10 protein-coding genes and 3 pseudogenes are annotated in these 16582 nt (G+C 66.8%); 11 read left to right on the top strand and 2 right to left on the bottom strand.

Annotation, left to right across the window (positions count from 1 at the left end):
- Positions 1–28: 28 nt before the first annotated feature.
- From PKB_RS11815 to PKB_RS11785, 8 genes and pseudogenes are all read left to right on the top strand, one after another.
- Entirely contained in the window at positions 29–829 is an 801-nt protein-coding gene (locus PKB_RS11815; protein ID WP_052355244.1) for an EAL domain-containing protein, read from the top strand.
- On the top strand, positions 826–1767 hold the full coding sequence (locus PKB_RS11810; RefSeq protein WP_043251945.1) for a sensor domain-containing diguanylate cyclase: 942 nt from the start codon (positions 826–828) through the stop codon (positions 1765–1767). The genes PKB_RS11815 and PKB_RS11810 overlap by 4 nt, the downstream gene beginning before the upstream one ends.
- A 208-nt stretch (positions 1768–1975) precedes the next feature.
- Positions 1976–3079 (top strand): annotated as a pseudogene (locus tag PKB_RS30560) (PAS domain S-box protein); the annotation flags it as partial.
- 411 nt (positions 3080–3490) lie between these two features.
- Positions 3491–3662: pseudogene (locus tag PKB_RS30555) on the top strand (methyl-accepting chemotaxis protein); the annotation flags it as partial.
- 323 nt (positions 3663–3985) lie between these two features.
- Positions 3986–4468 carry a formate dehydrogenase subunit gamma gene (locus tag PKB_RS11800; protein ID WP_043251941.1) on the top strand — a complete coding sequence of 161 codons (483 nt, stop codon included), beginning with the start codon at positions 3986–3988 and terminating at the stop codon, positions 4466–4468.
- Entirely contained in the window at positions 4462–6021 is a 1560-nt protein-coding gene (locus PKB_RS11795; protein ID WP_043251939.1) for a formate dehydrogenase beta subunit, read from the top strand. Before PKB_RS11800 ends, PKB_RS11795 begins: the two co-directional genes overlap by 7 nt.
- A complete protein-coding gene (gene fdhF / locus PKB_RS11790; protein WP_043251937.1) occupies positions 6018–8906 on the top strand; it encodes a formate dehydrogenase subunit alpha in 2889 nt (962 codons plus the stop codon). The genes PKB_RS11795 and fdhF overlap by 4 nt, the downstream gene beginning before the upstream one ends.
- Positions 8903–9124, top strand: a complete 222-nt coding sequence (locus PKB_RS11785) for a formate dehydrogenase subunit delta (protein WP_043251935.1) — start codon at positions 8903–8905, stop codon at positions 9122–9124. The genes fdhF and PKB_RS11785 overlap by 4 nt, the downstream gene beginning before the upstream one ends.
- Before the next feature lie 99 nt (positions 9125–9223).
- Here the strand turns inward: PKB_RS11785 and PKB_RS11780 are convergent, their stop codons facing one another.
- Entirely contained in the window at positions 9224–10966 is a 1743-nt protein-coding gene (locus tag PKB_RS11780) for a diguanylate cyclase domain-containing protein (protein WP_043251934.1), read from the bottom strand.
- A 165-nt stretch (positions 10967–11131) separates the two neighbouring features.
- Between PKB_RS11780 and PKB_RS11775 the strand changes: the two are divergent.
- Together PKB_RS11775 and PKB_RS11770 are read left to right on the top strand one after the other, a co-directional pair.
- Positions 11132–11440: pseudogene (locus PKB_RS11775) on the top strand (M24 family metallopeptidase); the annotation flags it as partial.
- A gap of 209 nt (positions 11441–11649) precedes the next feature.
- A complete protein-coding gene (locus PKB_RS11770) occupies positions 11650–14367 on the top strand; it encodes a cation-transporting P-type ATPase (RefSeq protein ID WP_043251933.1) in 2718 nt (905 codons plus the stop codon).
- A gap of 243 nt (positions 14368–14610) precedes the next feature.
- Here the strand turns inward: PKB_RS11770 and PKB_RS11765 are convergent, their stop codons facing one another.
- Complete coding sequence (locus PKB_RS11765) at positions 14611–15867, bottom strand: MgtC/SapB family protein (RefSeq protein WP_197539253.1); 1257 nt, start codon at positions 15865–15867, stop codon at positions 14611–14613.
- Positions 15868–16050: 183 nt separating this feature from the next.
- On the opposite strand from PKB_RS11765, the gene PKB_RS11760 reads away from it, so the two are divergent.
- Positions 16051–16452: a DUF2501 domain-containing protein gene (locus tag PKB_RS11760; RefSeq protein ID WP_043251932.1), complete on the top strand. Its 402-nt coding sequence runs from the start codon at positions 16051–16053 to the stop codon at positions 16450–16452.
- Positions 16453–16582: the final 130 nt, after the last annotated feature.

Here is a 16582-nt window from a genome sequence, read left to right as displayed (position 1 = left end):
GCCGCCAAGACACCCAGAGGTGCGAAACATGATTCCAACCGACCCTGTCCTCGTAACGGATCGCCCGATCGGCTGCCGCAACTGCAGAGACGGTCGGAAGCTGTCGTTCGAATTCAGCATGGCGTTCCAGCCCATCGTCGATGCGAGAACCAAGCGCGTCTTCGCTTACGAATCACTGGTTCGTGGAACCGATGGAAGCGGCGCGGCCGGGATTCTCGGGATGGTCTCGGAAGACAACCGCTATGCCTTCGACCAGGCCTGCCGGGTAAAGGCGGTGGAGTTGGCGGCGCGGCTCGCGGTGCCCTGCTACTTGAGCATCAATTTCCTGCCCAACGCCGTCTACCAGGCGGCGACCTGCATCCGCGCCACGCTGGAAGCGGCGAAGCGATTCGACTTTCCAACCCGGCGCATCATCTTCGAGATCACGGAGAACGAGCAGCTGGTGGAGAAGCAGCATCTCAAGGACATCCTGCTCGAATACAAGCGGCAAGGCTTCCAGACCGCGATCGACGATTTCGGCGCGGGGTATTCCGGCCTCGGGCTCCTGGCGGAGTTCCAGCCCGACATCATCAAGCTCGACATGCACCTCATCCGGAACATTCACCAGGACAAGGCCCGGACAGCCATCACCGAAGGCATTCTCGACATCTGCAAGGCACTGGGCATCCAGGTGGTCGCCGAGGGTGTCGAAACGGCAGGGGAATTCGCGAAGCTGCGCAGCCTGGGCGTGGACCTGTTCCAGGGCTACCTGTTCGCACGCCCCCGGTTCGAAGCCTTGCCAGCGGTCGCCTGGCCGGATGATGCGAATGTCTTGGAGCGCGAAGCATGAGCGAGGTCGTCGATTTCGAATCGGCCGTACGCGAGGCGCTGGTGTTCCTCAAGCAGGCCTTTGGCTTCGACCAGTGGTTCGTCACCCGGCTCGATGATGGCGAATGCATCGTCATGCAGGGGCTCGAGGACCAGGCCATGCAGCCCGGCCACACGCTGTGCTGGAGCGATACGCTGTGTTCGAGGATGGTGGCGGGTTCGGCTCCGCGGATCGTCCCGGACCTGGCGGAGCATCCGGGGTGCGTGGACGCGGCGTTCATCCGCGACAGCGCCACCCGCGCCTACATGGGTTTCCCGCTCTACAAGGGTGACGGCGAGCTCTACGGAACCCTCTGCGGCATCGCCGCGCAGCCGCAACCGGAACCGTCCGCGCTGCAGGTCCAGCTGTTCGAACTGCTGGGCAAGCTGCTCAACGCCCTGCTGCAGATGGAGCTCCGCGCCGAGACCCAGACCCGCCGCGCCGAGCGATTCGCCGCCCAGGCGCTGCAGGACGCGATGACCGGTCTGTTCAACCGGGCCGGCTGGGAGCAACTGATGGCGAAGGAAGAACAGCGCTGTCATCGCCACGGCAGATCGTGCGTGGTGATCGTGATCGACCTGGACGAGCTCAAGCAGATCAATGACAGCAAGGGCCACAACGCCGGCGACCGGCTCATTCGCCAGACGGCCAAAGCCCTGACCCAGGCTACCCGCAGCGAAGACGTGGTGGCGCGGCTGGGTGGCGACGAGTTCGGAATCATCGGTGTCAATTGCGATCTCGACGGCGGCCGCGAATTGCTCAAGCGCGTGCTGGCGAGCCTGGCCGAGCACGGCATCGCCGCTTCGGTCGGCATGTCGTCACGACCGGCGAAGGGCGACATACGAAGTGCCTTCGTAGAGGCGGACCTGAAGATGTACGAGCAGAAACGCCTCAAATCATCCAGGAGCCTTCAGGGCTGACGCCCGCGAAGCCGGCCCCCAGGCCGCCCCGGAAACGGCCTTCGCCGCTCCGGACGCCGGCCGGCAGCCCACGCCAGGGTGTCGCCTCCCCGTTCGGTCGCGTGTTCCTTCGGCGCAGGCATGCGAACGGGCGAAGCGACGCTTTGCCTGACCCGTATCCATACCGTCGCCACGAACAGGCGGCGGCGTACTTCCGAGGAAAGACCCGATGTTCACTCTCTTCCGCCGAAACCGGTCCCAGGATGTCTTCAAGGCTCTCGACCAGACCCTGGGCGTGGTGGAGTTCGATCCCGACGGCACCGTCCTGCATGCCAACCGGCCGTTTCTCGATCTGCTGGGCTACTCCATCGACGAAGTGCGCGGGCGTCCGCATCGCCTGCTCTTCCCGTCCGATGAAGCGGACAGCCGCGACGCTCGGGGCTTCTGGCAGGCACTGTGCGAGGGCCGGCCGCAAAGCGGGACCTTCAGGTACGTCGGCAAGCGGGGGACCTGCGTGTGGATCCACGCCACCTACACGCCCATCGTCCGCCGCAAGCGGCTGGCGCGCATCGTCGGGCTGGTCACCGACATCACCGCGCAGGTCGCCGAGCAGGCGCGCTTCGAGTCACGGATGGCGGCAATCGATCGCGCCCAGGCGGTCATCGAGTTCAGCCCGGACGGCACCATCCTCGACGCCAACGAGAACTTCCTGAAACTGATGGGCTACGGGATCTCCGACATCCGCGGGAAGAAGCACGCCATGTTCGTTCCCGCCGCCCAGCGCGAATCCAGGGCCTACGCCGAGTTCTGGCAGAAGCTGCGCTCGGGCCGGTTCGAGACCGCCGAATTCGAACGCATCGCCAAGGACGGCCGGTCGGTCTGGATCCACGCCACCTACAACCCGATCCTGGGGCCGCAAGGCGAGGTCGTCAGGGTGATCAAATTCGCCAGCGACATCACGGCCGAGGTTCTGCGCAACAAGGAATTCAAGCTGCTTTCGCTGGTGGCGAACGAAACCGACAACGCCATCGTCATCACCGACGCAAAGGGCTTCATCCAGTACGTGAACCGCGGCTTCACGGAACTCACCGGCCATGAACTGGAAGAGGTCCGCGGCAAGAGACCCGGCCCGCTGTTGCAAGGGCCCGCGACCAGCCAGGAGACCGTCGAGCGGATCGGCCAGGCCTTGCGCAATGGCCAGCCGATCTACAGCGAAATCCTCAACTACAGGAAGTCCGGCGAGCACTACTGGATCTCCCTGGCCATCAATCCGGTGTTCAATGAAGCCGGGGAGCTGGAACGCTTCGTGTCCATCCAGGCCAATATCACCCAGACCAAGGAGATCTCGCTCGAGGCCGAGAAGCGCTTCACCGCCATCAGCGTGAACAACGGCGTCGCCGAGTGGGATATCGATGGCCGGCTGGTTTCGGCGAACGACTATCTCGTCCGCCACCTGGGTCACCAGAGCCTGCCGGAGCTGCTCGGCCGCCGGCACAACCTGGGCACCCTGCTGGGAAGGGAGCGTTTCTCGACGCTGCTGGGCGGGCAGCAGTTGCTCGGTGCGCTCGACATGCCCGGCAAGGACGGCAAGCCCGTTCGCTTCGACAGCGCCCTGTGCCCCATCACCGACTCGGTCGGCCGGATCAAGCGCATCGTGTCGTATGGCATCGACGTACAAGCCAAGTTCGAGGCGTCGCAGGTCACCCACCGGGAAATGCGCCTGGTGCAGGATTCGAGCGCGCGCATCGCGAAGATCATCGACAGCATCGATACCATCACCGAGAAGACCAACCTGCTGGCCCTCAACGCCGCCATCGAGGCCGCCCGGGCCGGCGAATCGGGCCGCGGATTCGCGGTGGTGGCCGATGAAGTCCGCAAACTCGCCCAGCAGTCCGCGGCCTCCGCGCGGGAGATCACCCACCTGGTGAACGAGAGCACGGAGCGCATCGATCGCCTGAATGCGTCGCTGGCCGAGTTGCTGACTTCAGCCTGACCTGCCCGCGCGTTTACGTCCTGTCGGTTTCAGGACGCGCAGCGTCGTTCGGGTGCAAACTGCCGGCAATGGGGATGGCAAGCTTCCATACTGTTAGGACCAGGTGCGCCCAGATGCCTGGCCGGATAACAAGAATGGCGCCCCGAAGAGCCACGCAGCCGTGACGTGGCCGGTACGCCGCAGCCGAAGAGTTCCGAACCGCTGCCGGGGGACGGCAGGTGAGTTCGCGATGCCGAGGTGTGCTGTATGCCTGATGATTCGCTTCACCTGCCCTTTGTTCACGATGTGCTGGAACGGGAGAAGGCCACCCCCGGTGCGCTGCTGCCGGTCCTGCACGCCATCCAGGATGGCGTCGGATATGTGCCCGATGCAGCCGTTCCCGAGATCGCCCATGCCTTGAACCTCAGCGTTGCCGAGGTGCGAGGGGTGATCAGCTTCTACCACGACTTCCGCACCGCCCCGCCCGCTCGCCACACCCTGCGCCTTTGCCGTGCCGAGTCGTGCCAGAGCATGGGCGCCGAGCACCTGGCCGCGCAGCTGCGCGAGCAGCTTTCCCTGGACGATCACGGCACCAGCGCCGATGGGCAGATAGCCCTGCGCCCGGTCTATTGCCTGGGTGCCTGCGCTTGCTCGCCGGCACTCGAGCTGGATGGCCGCGTGCATGCACGACTCACGCCCGAGCGCCTGCGCGAGCTGGTGAACGGCTGCCTGGAGGACGGAGCATGCTGAAGCTCTTCGCCCCCCGTGACTCGGTGGCCCGCGCCGTGGGCGCCGAGAACGTCGCCGCCGCGCTGGTCCGCGAGGCCGAGCGGCGCCAGATTCCGCTGGATCTGCAGCGCACCAGTTCCCGCGGTCTTTATTGGCTGGAGCCGCTGGTGGAGCTGGAAACCGCCAATGGCCGGCTGGGCTTCGGTCCGCTCACGGAAGCCGACGTCCCTGCCCTGCTCGACGCCATGGCCGGCGATCCTGCCAGCCATCCGCTCGCCCTCGGGCCGGTAGAAGAGATTCCTTATCTGAAGTCCCAGCAACGCCTGCTGTTCGCCCGTGCTGGCATCACCCGGCCGCTGTCGCTGGACGACTATCGCGCCCATGGCGGCTTCGAGGGCCTGGCCCGCGCGGTCGGCATGGACGGTGCCGAGGTGGTCGCCGCCGTGCTCGATTCCGGCCTGCGCGGCCGCGGGGGTGCCGCCTTCCCCGCCGGCATCAAGTGGCGCACCGTGCGCGACGCCAAGGCCGCGCAGAAGTACGTGGTGTGCAACGCCGACGAGGGCGACTCCGGCACCTTCGCCGACCGCATGCTGATGGAAGGCGACCCCTTCCTGCTGATCGAGGGTATGGCCATCGCCGGCCTCGCCGTTGGCGCCAGCATGGGCTATATCTACGTGCGCTCCGAATACCCGGATTCCGTCACCACCCTCAACCAGGCCCTGGAGATCGCCCGCGAAGCCGGCTACCTCGGCGAGGATGTGGCGGGCAGCGGCCGAGCCTTCGACCTGGAAGTACGGGTCGGCGCCGGCGCCTATATCTGCGGCGAGGAAACCGCTCTGCTGGACTCCCTGGAAGGCAAGCGCGGCGTGGTTCGCGCCAAGCCGCCGCTGCCAGCGCTGGAGGGCCTGTTCGGGCTGCCGACGCTGGTGCACAACGTACTCACCCTGGCCTCGGTGCCGATCATTCTCGCCAAGGGTTCGCAGTTCTACCGCGACTTCGGCATGGGCCGCTCGCTGGGCACCATGCCCTTCCAGCTGGCCGGCAACATCCGCCACGGCGGGCTGGTGGAACGCGCCTTCGGCCTGACCCTGCGCGAGCTGGTGGAAGGCTACGGCGGCGGCACCGCCAGCGGTCGCCCGCTGAAGGCCGCGCAAGTCGGCGGCCCGCTCGGCGCCTGGGTGCCGCCCTCGCAATTCGACACACCGCTGGACTACGAGGCCTTTGCCGCCATGGGCGCCATGCTCGGCCACGGCGGTGTGGTGGTCGCCGACGACACCCTCGACATGGCGCGCATGGCCCGCTTCGCCCTGCAGTTCTGCGCCGAGGAATCCTGCGGTAAATGCACGCCCTGCCGGATCGGCTCGACCCGTGGCGTTGAGGTGGTGGATCGGCTGATCGCCGCCACCGACATCACCGCCCGCGAGGAGCAGGCCGAGCTGCTGCTGGACCTCTGCGACACCATGCAATACGGCTCGCTCTGCGCGCTGGGCGGGATGACCTCGTACCCGGTGACCAGCGCCCTCAAGCATTTCCCCGCCGACTTCGGCCTGGCGACCAAGGAGGCCGACCAATGATCAATTACTTCGATCCTGCCAGTTCCAGCGCCAGCGAAATCGACCTCGGCACCCCTGCCCGCGAGAGCGACGTGCAGGTCAGCCTGAGCATCGACGGCCGCGAGATCAGCGTTCCCGCCGGCACCTCGGTGATGCGCGCCGCGGCGCTGCTGGGCACCAGCATTCCCAAGCTCTGCGCCACCGACAGCCTGGAAGCCTTCGGCTCCTGCCGCATGTGCCTGGTGGAAATCGACGGCATGCGCGGCTACCCCGCGTCCTGCACCACGCCGGTCACAGAGGGCATGGTCGTGCGCACGCAGACGCCGAAGCTCGCCTCACTGCGCCGCAACGTCATGGAGCTGTACATCTCCGACCACCCGCTCGACTGCCTGACCTGCCCGGCCAACGGCAACTGCGAGCTGCAGACGGTGGCCGGCCAGGTCGGCCTGCGCGAAGTGCGCTATGGCTACGAAGGCGCCAACCACCTGAGCGATGAGAAAGACGTCTCCAACCCCTACTTCGACTACGACCCGAGCAAGTGCATCGTCTGCAACCGCTGCGTGCGCGCCTGCGAGGAAACCCAGGGCACCTTCGCCCTGACCATCGCCGGGCGCGGCTTCGAGTCGCGCGTGGCAGCGGCCGGCGGCGAGAACTTCCTCGACTCCGAATGCGTCTCCTGTGGCGCCTGCGTGCAGGCCTGCCCCACCGCCACGCTGATGGAGAAGAGCGTGGTCGAGATCGGCCAGCCCGAGCGCAGCGTCATCACCACCTGCGCCTACTGCGGCGTGGGCTGCTCCTTCCGCGCCGAGATGAAGGGCGAGCAGCTGGTGCGCATGGTCCCGGACAAGAACGGCCAGGCCAACCACGGCCACTCCTGCGTCAAGGGCCGCTTCGCCTGGGGCTACGCCACCCACCCCGACCGCATCACCAAGCCGATGATCCGCAAGCACATCGACGATCCCTGGCAGGAAGTCAGCTGGGATGAAGCGGTGACCTATGCGGCTAGCGAATTCCGCCGCATCCAGCTCAAGTACGGGCGCGATTCCATCGGCGGCATCACCTCCAGCCGCTGCACCAACGAAGAGACCTACCTGGTGCAGAAGCTGGTGCGCGCGGCGTTTGGCAACAACAACGTCGACACCTGCGCCCGCGTCTGCCACTCGCCCACCGGCTACGGCCTGAAGCAGACCCTCGGCGAGTCCGCCGGCACCCAGAGCTTCGACTCGGTGATGAAGGCCGACGTGGTGCTGGTGATAGGCGCCAACCCGACCGACGCCCACCCGGTATTCGGCTCGCAGCTCAAGCGCCGCCTGCGCGAAGGTGCGCAGCTGATCGTCATCGACCCGCGCCGGATCGACCTGGTGGATTCGCCCCACGCCCGCGCCGAGCTGCACCTGCAACTGCGTCCGGGCACCAACGTGGCGATGCTCAACGCCCTTGCCCACGTAATCGTCACCGAAGGCCTGGTCAACCAGCCCTTCGTCGATGCGCGCTGCGAGGCGGCGGACTTCGCCCGCTGGCGCGACTTCGTCAGCCTGCCGGAGAACTCGCCCGAAGCCCTGGGCCCGGTGTGCGGCGTGCCGCCCGAGGAAATCCGCGCCGCCGCCCGGCTCTATGCCACCGGCGGCAACGCGGCCATCTACTACGGCCTGGGCGTTACCGAGCACAGCCAGGGCAGCACCGCGGTGATGGGCATCGCCAACCTCGCCATGGCCACCGGCAACATCGGCCGCGAAGGCGTGGGCGTGAACCCGCTGCGCGGCCAGAACAACGTCCAGGGCTCGTGCGACATGGGCTCCTTCCCCCACGAGTTGCCCGGCTACCGGCACATCTCCAACGAGACGGTGCGCCACCAGTTCGAGCAGGCCTGGGGCGTGACCCTGCAGCCCGATCCGGGCCTGCGCATCCCCAATATGTTCGAGGCAGCACTCGACGGCTCCTTCAAGGCGCTGTACTGCCAGGGCGAGGACATCGCCCAAAGCGACCCCAACACCCAGCACGTCACCGCCGCCCTCTCGGCGATGGAATGCGTGGTGGTGCAGGACATCTTCCTCAACGAGACGGCGAAGTTCGCCCACGTCTTCCTGCCGGGCAGCTCCTTCCTCGAGAAGGACGGCACCTTCACCAACGCCGAGCGGCGCATCTCCCGCGTGCGCAAGGTGATGGAGCCGCTGGGCGGCAAGGCCGACTGGGAAGCCACCGTGGCCCTGGCCAACGCCCTGGGCTACCGCATGGACTACAAGCATCCGTCGGAAATCATGGACGAGATCGCGCGCCTGACGCCGACCTTCACCCGCGTCAGCTACGCCGAGCTGGAGCGCCACGGCAGCCTGCAATGGCCGTGCAACGACGCCACGCCGGACGGCACCCCGACCATGCACATCGAGCAGTTCGTACGCGGCAAGGGGCGTTTCATGCTCACCGGCTACGTGCCCACCGAAGAGAAGATCAACAGCCGCTACCCGCTGCTGCTGACCACCGGGCGCATCCTCAGCCAGTACAACGTCGGCGCCCAGACCCGGCGCACCGACAACGTCGCCTGGCACGAGGAAGACCGCCTGGAGATCCACCCCGAGGACGCGGAAAGTCGGGGCATCCACGACGGCGACTGGGTCGGCGTGGGCAGCCGCGCCGGGCAGACGGTGCTGCGCGCGAAAGTCAGCGAGCGGGTGGCGCCGGGGGTGGTCTACACGACCTTCCACTTCCCCGAATCCGGCGCCAACGTGATCACCACCGACAACTCCGACTGGGCCACCAACTGCCCGGAATACAAGGTCACGGCGGTGGAAGTCACCCGCGTCTACCACCCCTCCGAGTGGCAGAAGCGCTACCAGGCGTTCAGCGACGAACAACGGCGCCTGCTCAAGGAACGCCGCCACGCCGAGAAAGCCGAGGTGCGCCGATGAGCGTCGACAACCTGATCAAGATGGCCAACCAGATCGGCCTGTACTTCGCCACCGAGCCGGACCGGAAGGTGGCGGTACAGGGCGTGCGCCAGCACCTGCAGAGCTTCTGGACACCGGCCATGCGCCGCGAGCTGAAGGCCTGGCTCGATGAACACCCCGGCACCGATCTGCATCCGCTGGTGCAGGCAGCGCTGACGGAGGCTACGGAGAAGGCCTAGCGCGCCGATCTCATCCGCAATGCCGGCGCATAACCCGCTCGGGGTTATGCGCCCTACCAAAGCGCATCGGGCTGGTTTTGTAGGAGCAGTCTCCCGTTCTCAGGAAGACTCTTGCGCGTACGCCTTGTGCCGTTGCTTGTCGCGGTACATGCCCTTGTCGGCATGCTTGAGCAGACCCTCGATGCTGTCGCCATCCTGCGGGTAAATCGCCACGCCCACGGCGGCGCCCACCCTGACCTGCCGCTCGCCGACATGCTCGCGCAGGGTCGCCAGCGGTGCGCCCAGGTGCCGCTCCAGCTTGTCGCGGACCTGCGCCACCTGCGCCGCATTGCCGGTGCGCCAGAGCACGATGACGAACTCGTCGCCGCCCAGCCGCGCCACCAGGTCGCTGCTGCGCACCGTGTCGCGCAGGCGCCCGGCCACTTCGACCAGCACCAGGTCGCCGACCTCGTGGCCGTATGTGTCGTTGATCGCCTTGAAGCCGTTGAGATCGATGAACAGCAGGGCGAACTCGACCGCCGCCGGCGGGCTGAGAATGACTCGCTGCAAATGCCCCTCCAGCGCCGTGCGGTTGCTCAGCCCGGTGAGCCGGTCGGTGCCCAGCTCGGCCTGCATGTTCTCCAGCGCCGCGGCCAACTGGCCGATCTCGTCGCGCCGGCCGATGTGCAGCGGGACGTCGAACTGGCCCCGGCCGATGCGCTTGGCGGCGCTGGACAGGCGGGCGATGTCCGCAAGAATCCAGGTGCCGATGTACACGCCAAGCAGAATTGCCACCACCACCGCCAACAGCGCCACCAGCACCGTGTGCAGCACGTTCCGACCCAGGTCGCCCATGAAGTCGCTGCTCGGCACCGCCACCACCGTCAGCCAGGCGAGGCCGGCGTCGTCGCGAACCCAGCTGTAGGCGACGTGCATGGCCTGGCCCATGGCGCTGTCGAAATGGAAAGTGCCGCCCGGCAAGGCGCTGTCGCCGGCGTTGAGCCGGCGGACCAGTTGCTTGTAGGTCTCGCGCACCAGCGGGTCGGGGTCGTCCTTGGCGTTGAACCGCTGCGGGCCGATATGGCGGTCGACGATCAGGTTGGCGCCCTTCGACGATGCGACCAGCTTGCCGTCCGGCTCGACGATGAAGGCCAGGCCATGCGGGCTGATGTCCAGGCTGTGGACCAGGTTGTTGAGCTGGTGCAGGGAAACGTCGGTGGCCACCACCCCTTGCAGACTGCCATCGGCCGAACGCAGGCCCCGCGCGCGGGTGAGCACCAGGTCGTGGGTGCCGAAATCGATGTACACCGGCGTCCAGGTATCGCCACGGGCCTGCGCGGCCTGCACGTACCAGGGCCTGAGGCGAGGGTCGAACAGCGTCGGCTCGACGCCGTTCGCCACCGGCGCAGCGCGCGGGTCAGCCAGCCGATAGAGCCTTCGGTGGTCCGCGGAATCCCACTTGATGCGCAACTCGGCCTCGCCGGCGGCACGGCGCAGCAGGCCGAAGGCCAGGCCGTCGCGGCTGCCGTAGTACACGTAGTTGTTGAGATCCCGGTTCAGCGAAGCGGCCGTCCAGAAGCGCTCGATCAGCGACCGCTGCTCGCCGCGAAGGTCGGCCGGCAGCGGCACGCCCTCGGGCATTGCCGCACCCAGCACCAGAGCCGCAGTGCCCAACTGCTGCTGCACGCTGATGCCGATGCGCTGCACCGTTTCCGTGAGCAGGTGCCGGGCGACCTCCTCCACGCTCTGGCTGCCCGAGCGGTAGGAAAACACCCCGATCACCAGTGAAAGCCCCAGCACCAAGGCGATGTAGGGCAGCAACAGGACCCGTTGCAACGAGGGAGACAGGCGCAGCAGATGCATTCGGCAATTCCGTCAGGACAACACATGTCAAGGGCCGTCCATGATTCCGCGACCGCAAACCCGAAGGCCGAAGTGCCGCCCACATCCTGACTTGTGAAGCGGCGCGAGCATGCACGAGCCCGTCGGTGAAATGAATCCTGCGAAAGAATGAAAGGGCGGCGCGGCCCGGACATGGCCGCCTGCGCTGCAGCGGCCAAGACCCTGTTCGACCGCGTCGAGGCGCACTGGCGCGACACCCGCTGCAGCGGCGTGGCGCTCTACGACTTCGCCCATGCAGAGGCCAAGGCGCTCGGCTGGCAGCTCAACCTCGACATCAAGGGTCACCGGGTCAGCGACTTCCCCCACGCGATCTACCGCGCCGGCGACCTCGGCGACTACCTCGAGCGGCCCAACGGCGGCCTGTGGATCCTGGAAATCCAGATCGCCCACCCGCACAAGCCCTACGGCGCCTTCTACGAAGACCTGCTGGTCTGAGCCGGAGCGCCAGTGCGAAGGATCGCCGTGGGTTGCGTGGGGCGTTAGCAGAAGGCCGGCGGCGACGCATGCCGCTCGGCACTTCTCGAACCTGTTCGAGAGAACATTGAGCTAGTGCAGGCATCGTTCAGGTACAGGGGTCTACCCTGCTAGCAGTTTCACCCTGCAACCCACTCCCTCCCACATGACGCAGGAGCCAGGAGACCAGCATGGGCGCTATCGAACCCACCGACCGCGGCACCGCCGCACCCCGCACCGAACAGTGGTACCGCTGTAGCGTCGAGCAAACCCTCGCCAACCTGCAAACCGGTACCACCGGCCTTTCCCCCGAAGAAGCACAAGCGCGCCTGCTGCACGAAGGCCCCAACGCCCTCCCCGGCAAGGCCGCCGACCCAGCCTGGCTACGCTTCGCGCGGCACTTCAACGACGTGCTCATCTACATCCTGCTGGCCGCCGCCGTCGCCACCGCGCTGATGGGCCACTGGACCGACACGCTGGTGATCCTCGCCGTGGCCGTGATCAACGCCGCCATCGGCTTCTTCCAGGAGAACAAGGCCGAGAAATCCCTCGCCGCCTTGCGCGGCATGCTCAGCAGCACCGCCCACGTGGTGCGCAACGGGCAGAAGATGGAAATCGACGCCAGCGAGCTGGTGCCCGGCGACCTCATCGCCCTGCGCCCGGGCGACAAGATTCCCGCCGACGTGCGCCTGATCGAAGTACACCACCTGCAGGTCGAGGAATCGATGCTCACCGGTGAATCGCTCACCGTGTCCAAGCAGGTCGAGGCGCTGGACGCCGAAGCGCAACTGGCCGACCGCACCAACCTCGGTTTCTCCGGCACCAACATCAGCGCCGGCAACGCCAAGGGCGTGGTGATCGCCACCGGCGCGCACACCGAGCTGGGCAAGATCAACCGCATGATCGCCACCGTCGACGAGAGCGAAACCCCTCTGCTGCGGCAGATCGCCCTGCTCGGCAAGCGCATCTTCCAGCTCATCCTCGGCATGATGGTGGCGCTCTTCGTCATCGGCTTCTTCTGGCACGACTACCCGTTCGGCGAGCTGCTGCTGTCGCTCATCAGCCTGGCCGTGGCCTCGGTGCCCGAGGGCCTGCCGGCGATCGTCTCGATCATCCTGTCCCTCGGCGTGCAGCGCATGGCGCGCAACAAGGCGATCATCCGCAAGCTGCCGACCGTGGAAAACCTGGGCGCCATGAGCGTGATCTGCTCGGACAAGACCGGCACCCTGACCATGAACGAGATGACGGTGAAGAACGTGCTCACCGCCAGCAACATCTTCGCCGTCGAGGGCCAGAGCTACGAGCCGCGTGGCCGCGTCACCCTGGCCGGCGCCACCGAGCCGGTGGTATGGGCCGAGCACGGCAACCTGGCGGCCTTCGTCCGTGCCGTCGACATCTGCAACGACGCCAGCCTGCAACGTGGCGACGACGGTCGCTGGAGCGTGGTCGGCGGCCCCACCGAAGGCGCACTCAAGGTGCTGGCGCGCAAGGCCGAGCTGCCGCAGGCGGAAGTCGAGCGCTTCGCCAAGATCCCCTTCGACTCCGCCTACAAGTACATGGCGCGTCGCTGCGACGTGGACGGTGAGAGCCTGATCTACCTCAAGGGCGCCCCCGACGTGCTGCTGCGCATGTGCGACCGGCAACTGGGCGCCGACGGCATCCAACCGCTCGACCGCGCCTACTGGGAGCGCGAGATGGGCCACATCGCCAGCCAAGGCCTGCGCATGCTGGCCGCAGCCTACAAGCCGACACCCGGCGCCGGCCATGAGATCGACCACGATGACCTGCAGCAAGGCATGGTCTTCCTCGGCGTCGCCGGGCTGATGGACCCGCCGCGCCCCGAGGCCATCGAAGCCATCGCCATGTGCCGGCAGGCCGGCATCCAGGTGAAGATGATCACCGGCGACCACCCCGACACCGCCGTCGCCATCGCCGGCATGCTCGGCATGGGCAACGACCTGCGCGCCATGACCGGCCAGGAGCTGGAGCAAACCAGCGACGCCGACCTCAAGGCGGTGGCCATGCAGTACTCGGTGTTCGCCCGCACCAGCCCCGAGCACAAGTTGCGCCTGGTCCGCGCCCTGCAGGCCAGCGAGCAAGTCGTGGGCATGACCGGCGACGGGGTGAACGACGCCCCGGCGCTGAAGCAGGCCGACGTCGGCATCGCCATGGGCATCAAGGGCACCGAGGTGACCAAGGAAGCCGCCGACATGGTGCTCACCGACGACAACTTCTCGACCATCGCCAACGCGGTGCGTGAAGGCCGCCGCGTCTACGACAACCTGAAGAAGACCGTGCTCTTCGTCCTGCCGACCAACATGGCCCAGGGCCTGCTGATCGTCATGGCGATCCTCGCCGGCGCGGTGGTGCCGCTGTCGCCGCTGCAGATTCTCTGGATGAACATGGCGACCTCCACCACCCTGTCCTTCGCCCTGGCCTTCGAGCCCGGCGAGCCGGGGATGATGAAGCGCCCGCCACGGGACGCCCGTGAGTCGATCCTCAACGGTTTCGCCGTATGGCGCGTGCTCTTCGTCGGCGGGCTGCTGACGACGGCAGCCTTCCAGCTGGAATCCTGGATGGTCGCAGGCGGCCAGGACACCGACCACATCCGCACCATGATCCTGCACACCCTGGTCACGGCACAGTGGGCCTACCTGTTTAACTGCCGCCTGCAGGACCAGTTCTCGCTGAACGCCGGCCTGCTGCGCAACGTAGCGCTGCTGACGGTGACCCTCGGCCTGATCCTGCTGCAATGCCTGGTGATCTACGTACCCTTCATGCAGACGGCCTTCCACACGGTCGCCCTGCCCTTCAGCAGCTGGCTGATCGCACTGGGCATCGGCGTGCTGGTGTTCTTCGCCGTCGAACTGGAGAAACTGGTGATCCGCCGCTGGAAAGAGCGTCGCTGATCGATAACCCCGCAAGACCGAACGCCCGGACAGATGTCCGGGCGTCTTCAATTGCGCCGAGGGAAAAATGCGCTCCTGTAGGGCGCATAACGCTCCGCGTTATGCGCCGTTTGGCCGTGGTCATCGGCGTGTGTCGAGTTCGGACCGAACAAAACGCCCAAGCGTGGCATCGCGGTTGGGCGATGGGTCAGGCGAAGCGGCGCATAACCGCGAGCGGTTATACGCCCTTGCGATCCGGGATAGTCACACCAGTAGCAAAGCCAACCCGCCGGCAGCCAGGGTGAGCAGGAACACCAGGCTCTGCACGCCGGCCCGGCGTTCGGCCAGGACGAAGGCATAGACGCCCTTGGCCAGGTTGTTGCTCGCCGCCGCTATGGGGGGGGGGGTTTTGGCCACTGGCAGCGGCGTGAGGCTGTCGGCCGACTGGGTCATGCCCATGATGAAGGGGTCGACGTCGGTGACGCCCATCAGCGTCGCCAGGCTGTACACGCCGGCGTGCCCGAGGTGTTCGACCACCAGCCGGGTCGCCACCAGCATGCCGACGAAGAGCGCGGCGAAGAGCAGCGCGGCGCTGATTTCCAGCGGGTTCTTCGGCTCCATCGGGGCCATGCCCGATGCGGCTTCGACCTCGCCGCGGCGCGACCACAGCCAACCCGCCAGCACCGCGATGCAACCCAGCACCACGAAGGGCAGCGACAACCGCATCATCAGCGCACGGTTGAACAGCGCCAGCAACGCGGCCAGGCGCAGGTACATCATCCCGCTGGCGACCAGGATGCCCCCGGCATAGAGATGGGCCTGGCCGGATTCGCGCGAGCGCCGGGCAAGCACCACCGTGGTCACGGTCGATGAATAGGCGCCGCCGACCAGCGCCGAGAACAGCACGCTGCCCTGCGCCTTGGTCAGCCGCTGCAGCACGTAGCTGCCGTAGGAAACGGCGCTGACCGCCACCACCACCAGCCAGGCCTTGAACGGATTGATCTGGAACTCGGTCAGCGCCTGGTTCGGCAGCAGTGGCAGGATCACCGCCGAGAGCAGGAGGAACTTGGCGAAGGTGAGGATATCGGTGGTCTCGATGCGCTTGGCCAGGTTCTCCAGCTGTGCCTTGAGCTCCAGCAGGATCACGCTCGACACCGTCAGCGCCGTGGCCAGCCAGTACATCTCGTGGAAGATCAGCGCGCCCACCAGGTAGGTGGCCAGCCCCGACATCTCGCCGGCCACGCCCGCGTTGCCGGACACCGCCAGGCGGTGCCAGTAGGCCATCAGCAGGAAGGCCGCCACCACCGCGAACCCCGCCGCCTGCGGCAGCAGTTCGCCGCGGGACAGCACCGCGATGCAGTAGCCGATCAGCCCGATCAGCGGAAAGGTGCGCACGCCGCCGAAGGCGTACTGCTCATCGCTGATCTTGCGCTCCTCACGCTCAAGGCCGATGAGGAAGGACAGGAACAGCACGAAGAGGACGCGGGTGGCATCCGGTGGCAGCCAGGTGAACAGGTCCATGCGGCATCCCGAAGAGGTCTGTCGAATCAACTATAGGTCGGCGGCCGAGGTGCTCCGTCCGGTGATCAGCATTCGGCCCCAGGCGGAGGTATTGCGCCTTGCTCTGCGTCAATCCCGCCGCCGCCCGCCAGCGGGAGGGGCTGCTAGGCTGACACGGGTTCCCATCCAGGAGTCCGTCCCGTCATGAAGACCCCCACCCTCCTCCGTTGCGCACTGCTGGGCCTGTCCCTGGCGCCCCTGGCTTCGCTCCCGGCCCACGCGGCCAACGCCCTGAGCGGAATTACCGGCAACCTGCCGATCGGATCGCTGACTTCCAGCAGCGCCGGCAATGCCGCCGGTGTCCTGGAGTTCTGCGTGAAGAACAACTACCTGAACGCCGACGCCGCCTCGTCGGTGAAGAGCGCGTTGATGAAGAAGGTGCCCGGCGCGTCCTCCGGTGCCGACAGCGGCTACAGCGACGGTGCCAAGGGCATCCTGCACAGCCCCGGCGGAAAGACGCTCGACCTCAGCGGCAGCAGCCTGAAGGACAAGGCCACCAAGCAGGTCTGCGAGAAGATCCTCAGCCAGGGCAAGTCGCTGATCTGATTCGCAGACGGCGCCGCGAACAGCGCTTTCCCTAGCGGACCAGCCGCTGCACCTGACTTCGATGGATTTCTTGTTCTGCATCAATTCGGCGCGCCAGGGCTCCCCTCCAATGGAAACAAGCTGCCTGTCG

The organism is Pseudomonas knackmussii B13 (assembly GCF_000689415.1).
GTDB classification, from domain to species: domain Bacteria; phylum Pseudomonadota; class Gammaproteobacteria; order Pseudomonadales; family Pseudomonadaceae; genus Pseudomonas; species Pseudomonas knackmussii.
The sequence above is the reverse complement of the archived record's forward strand: the minus strand, read 5'-3'. Positions and strand labels throughout refer to the sequence as shown.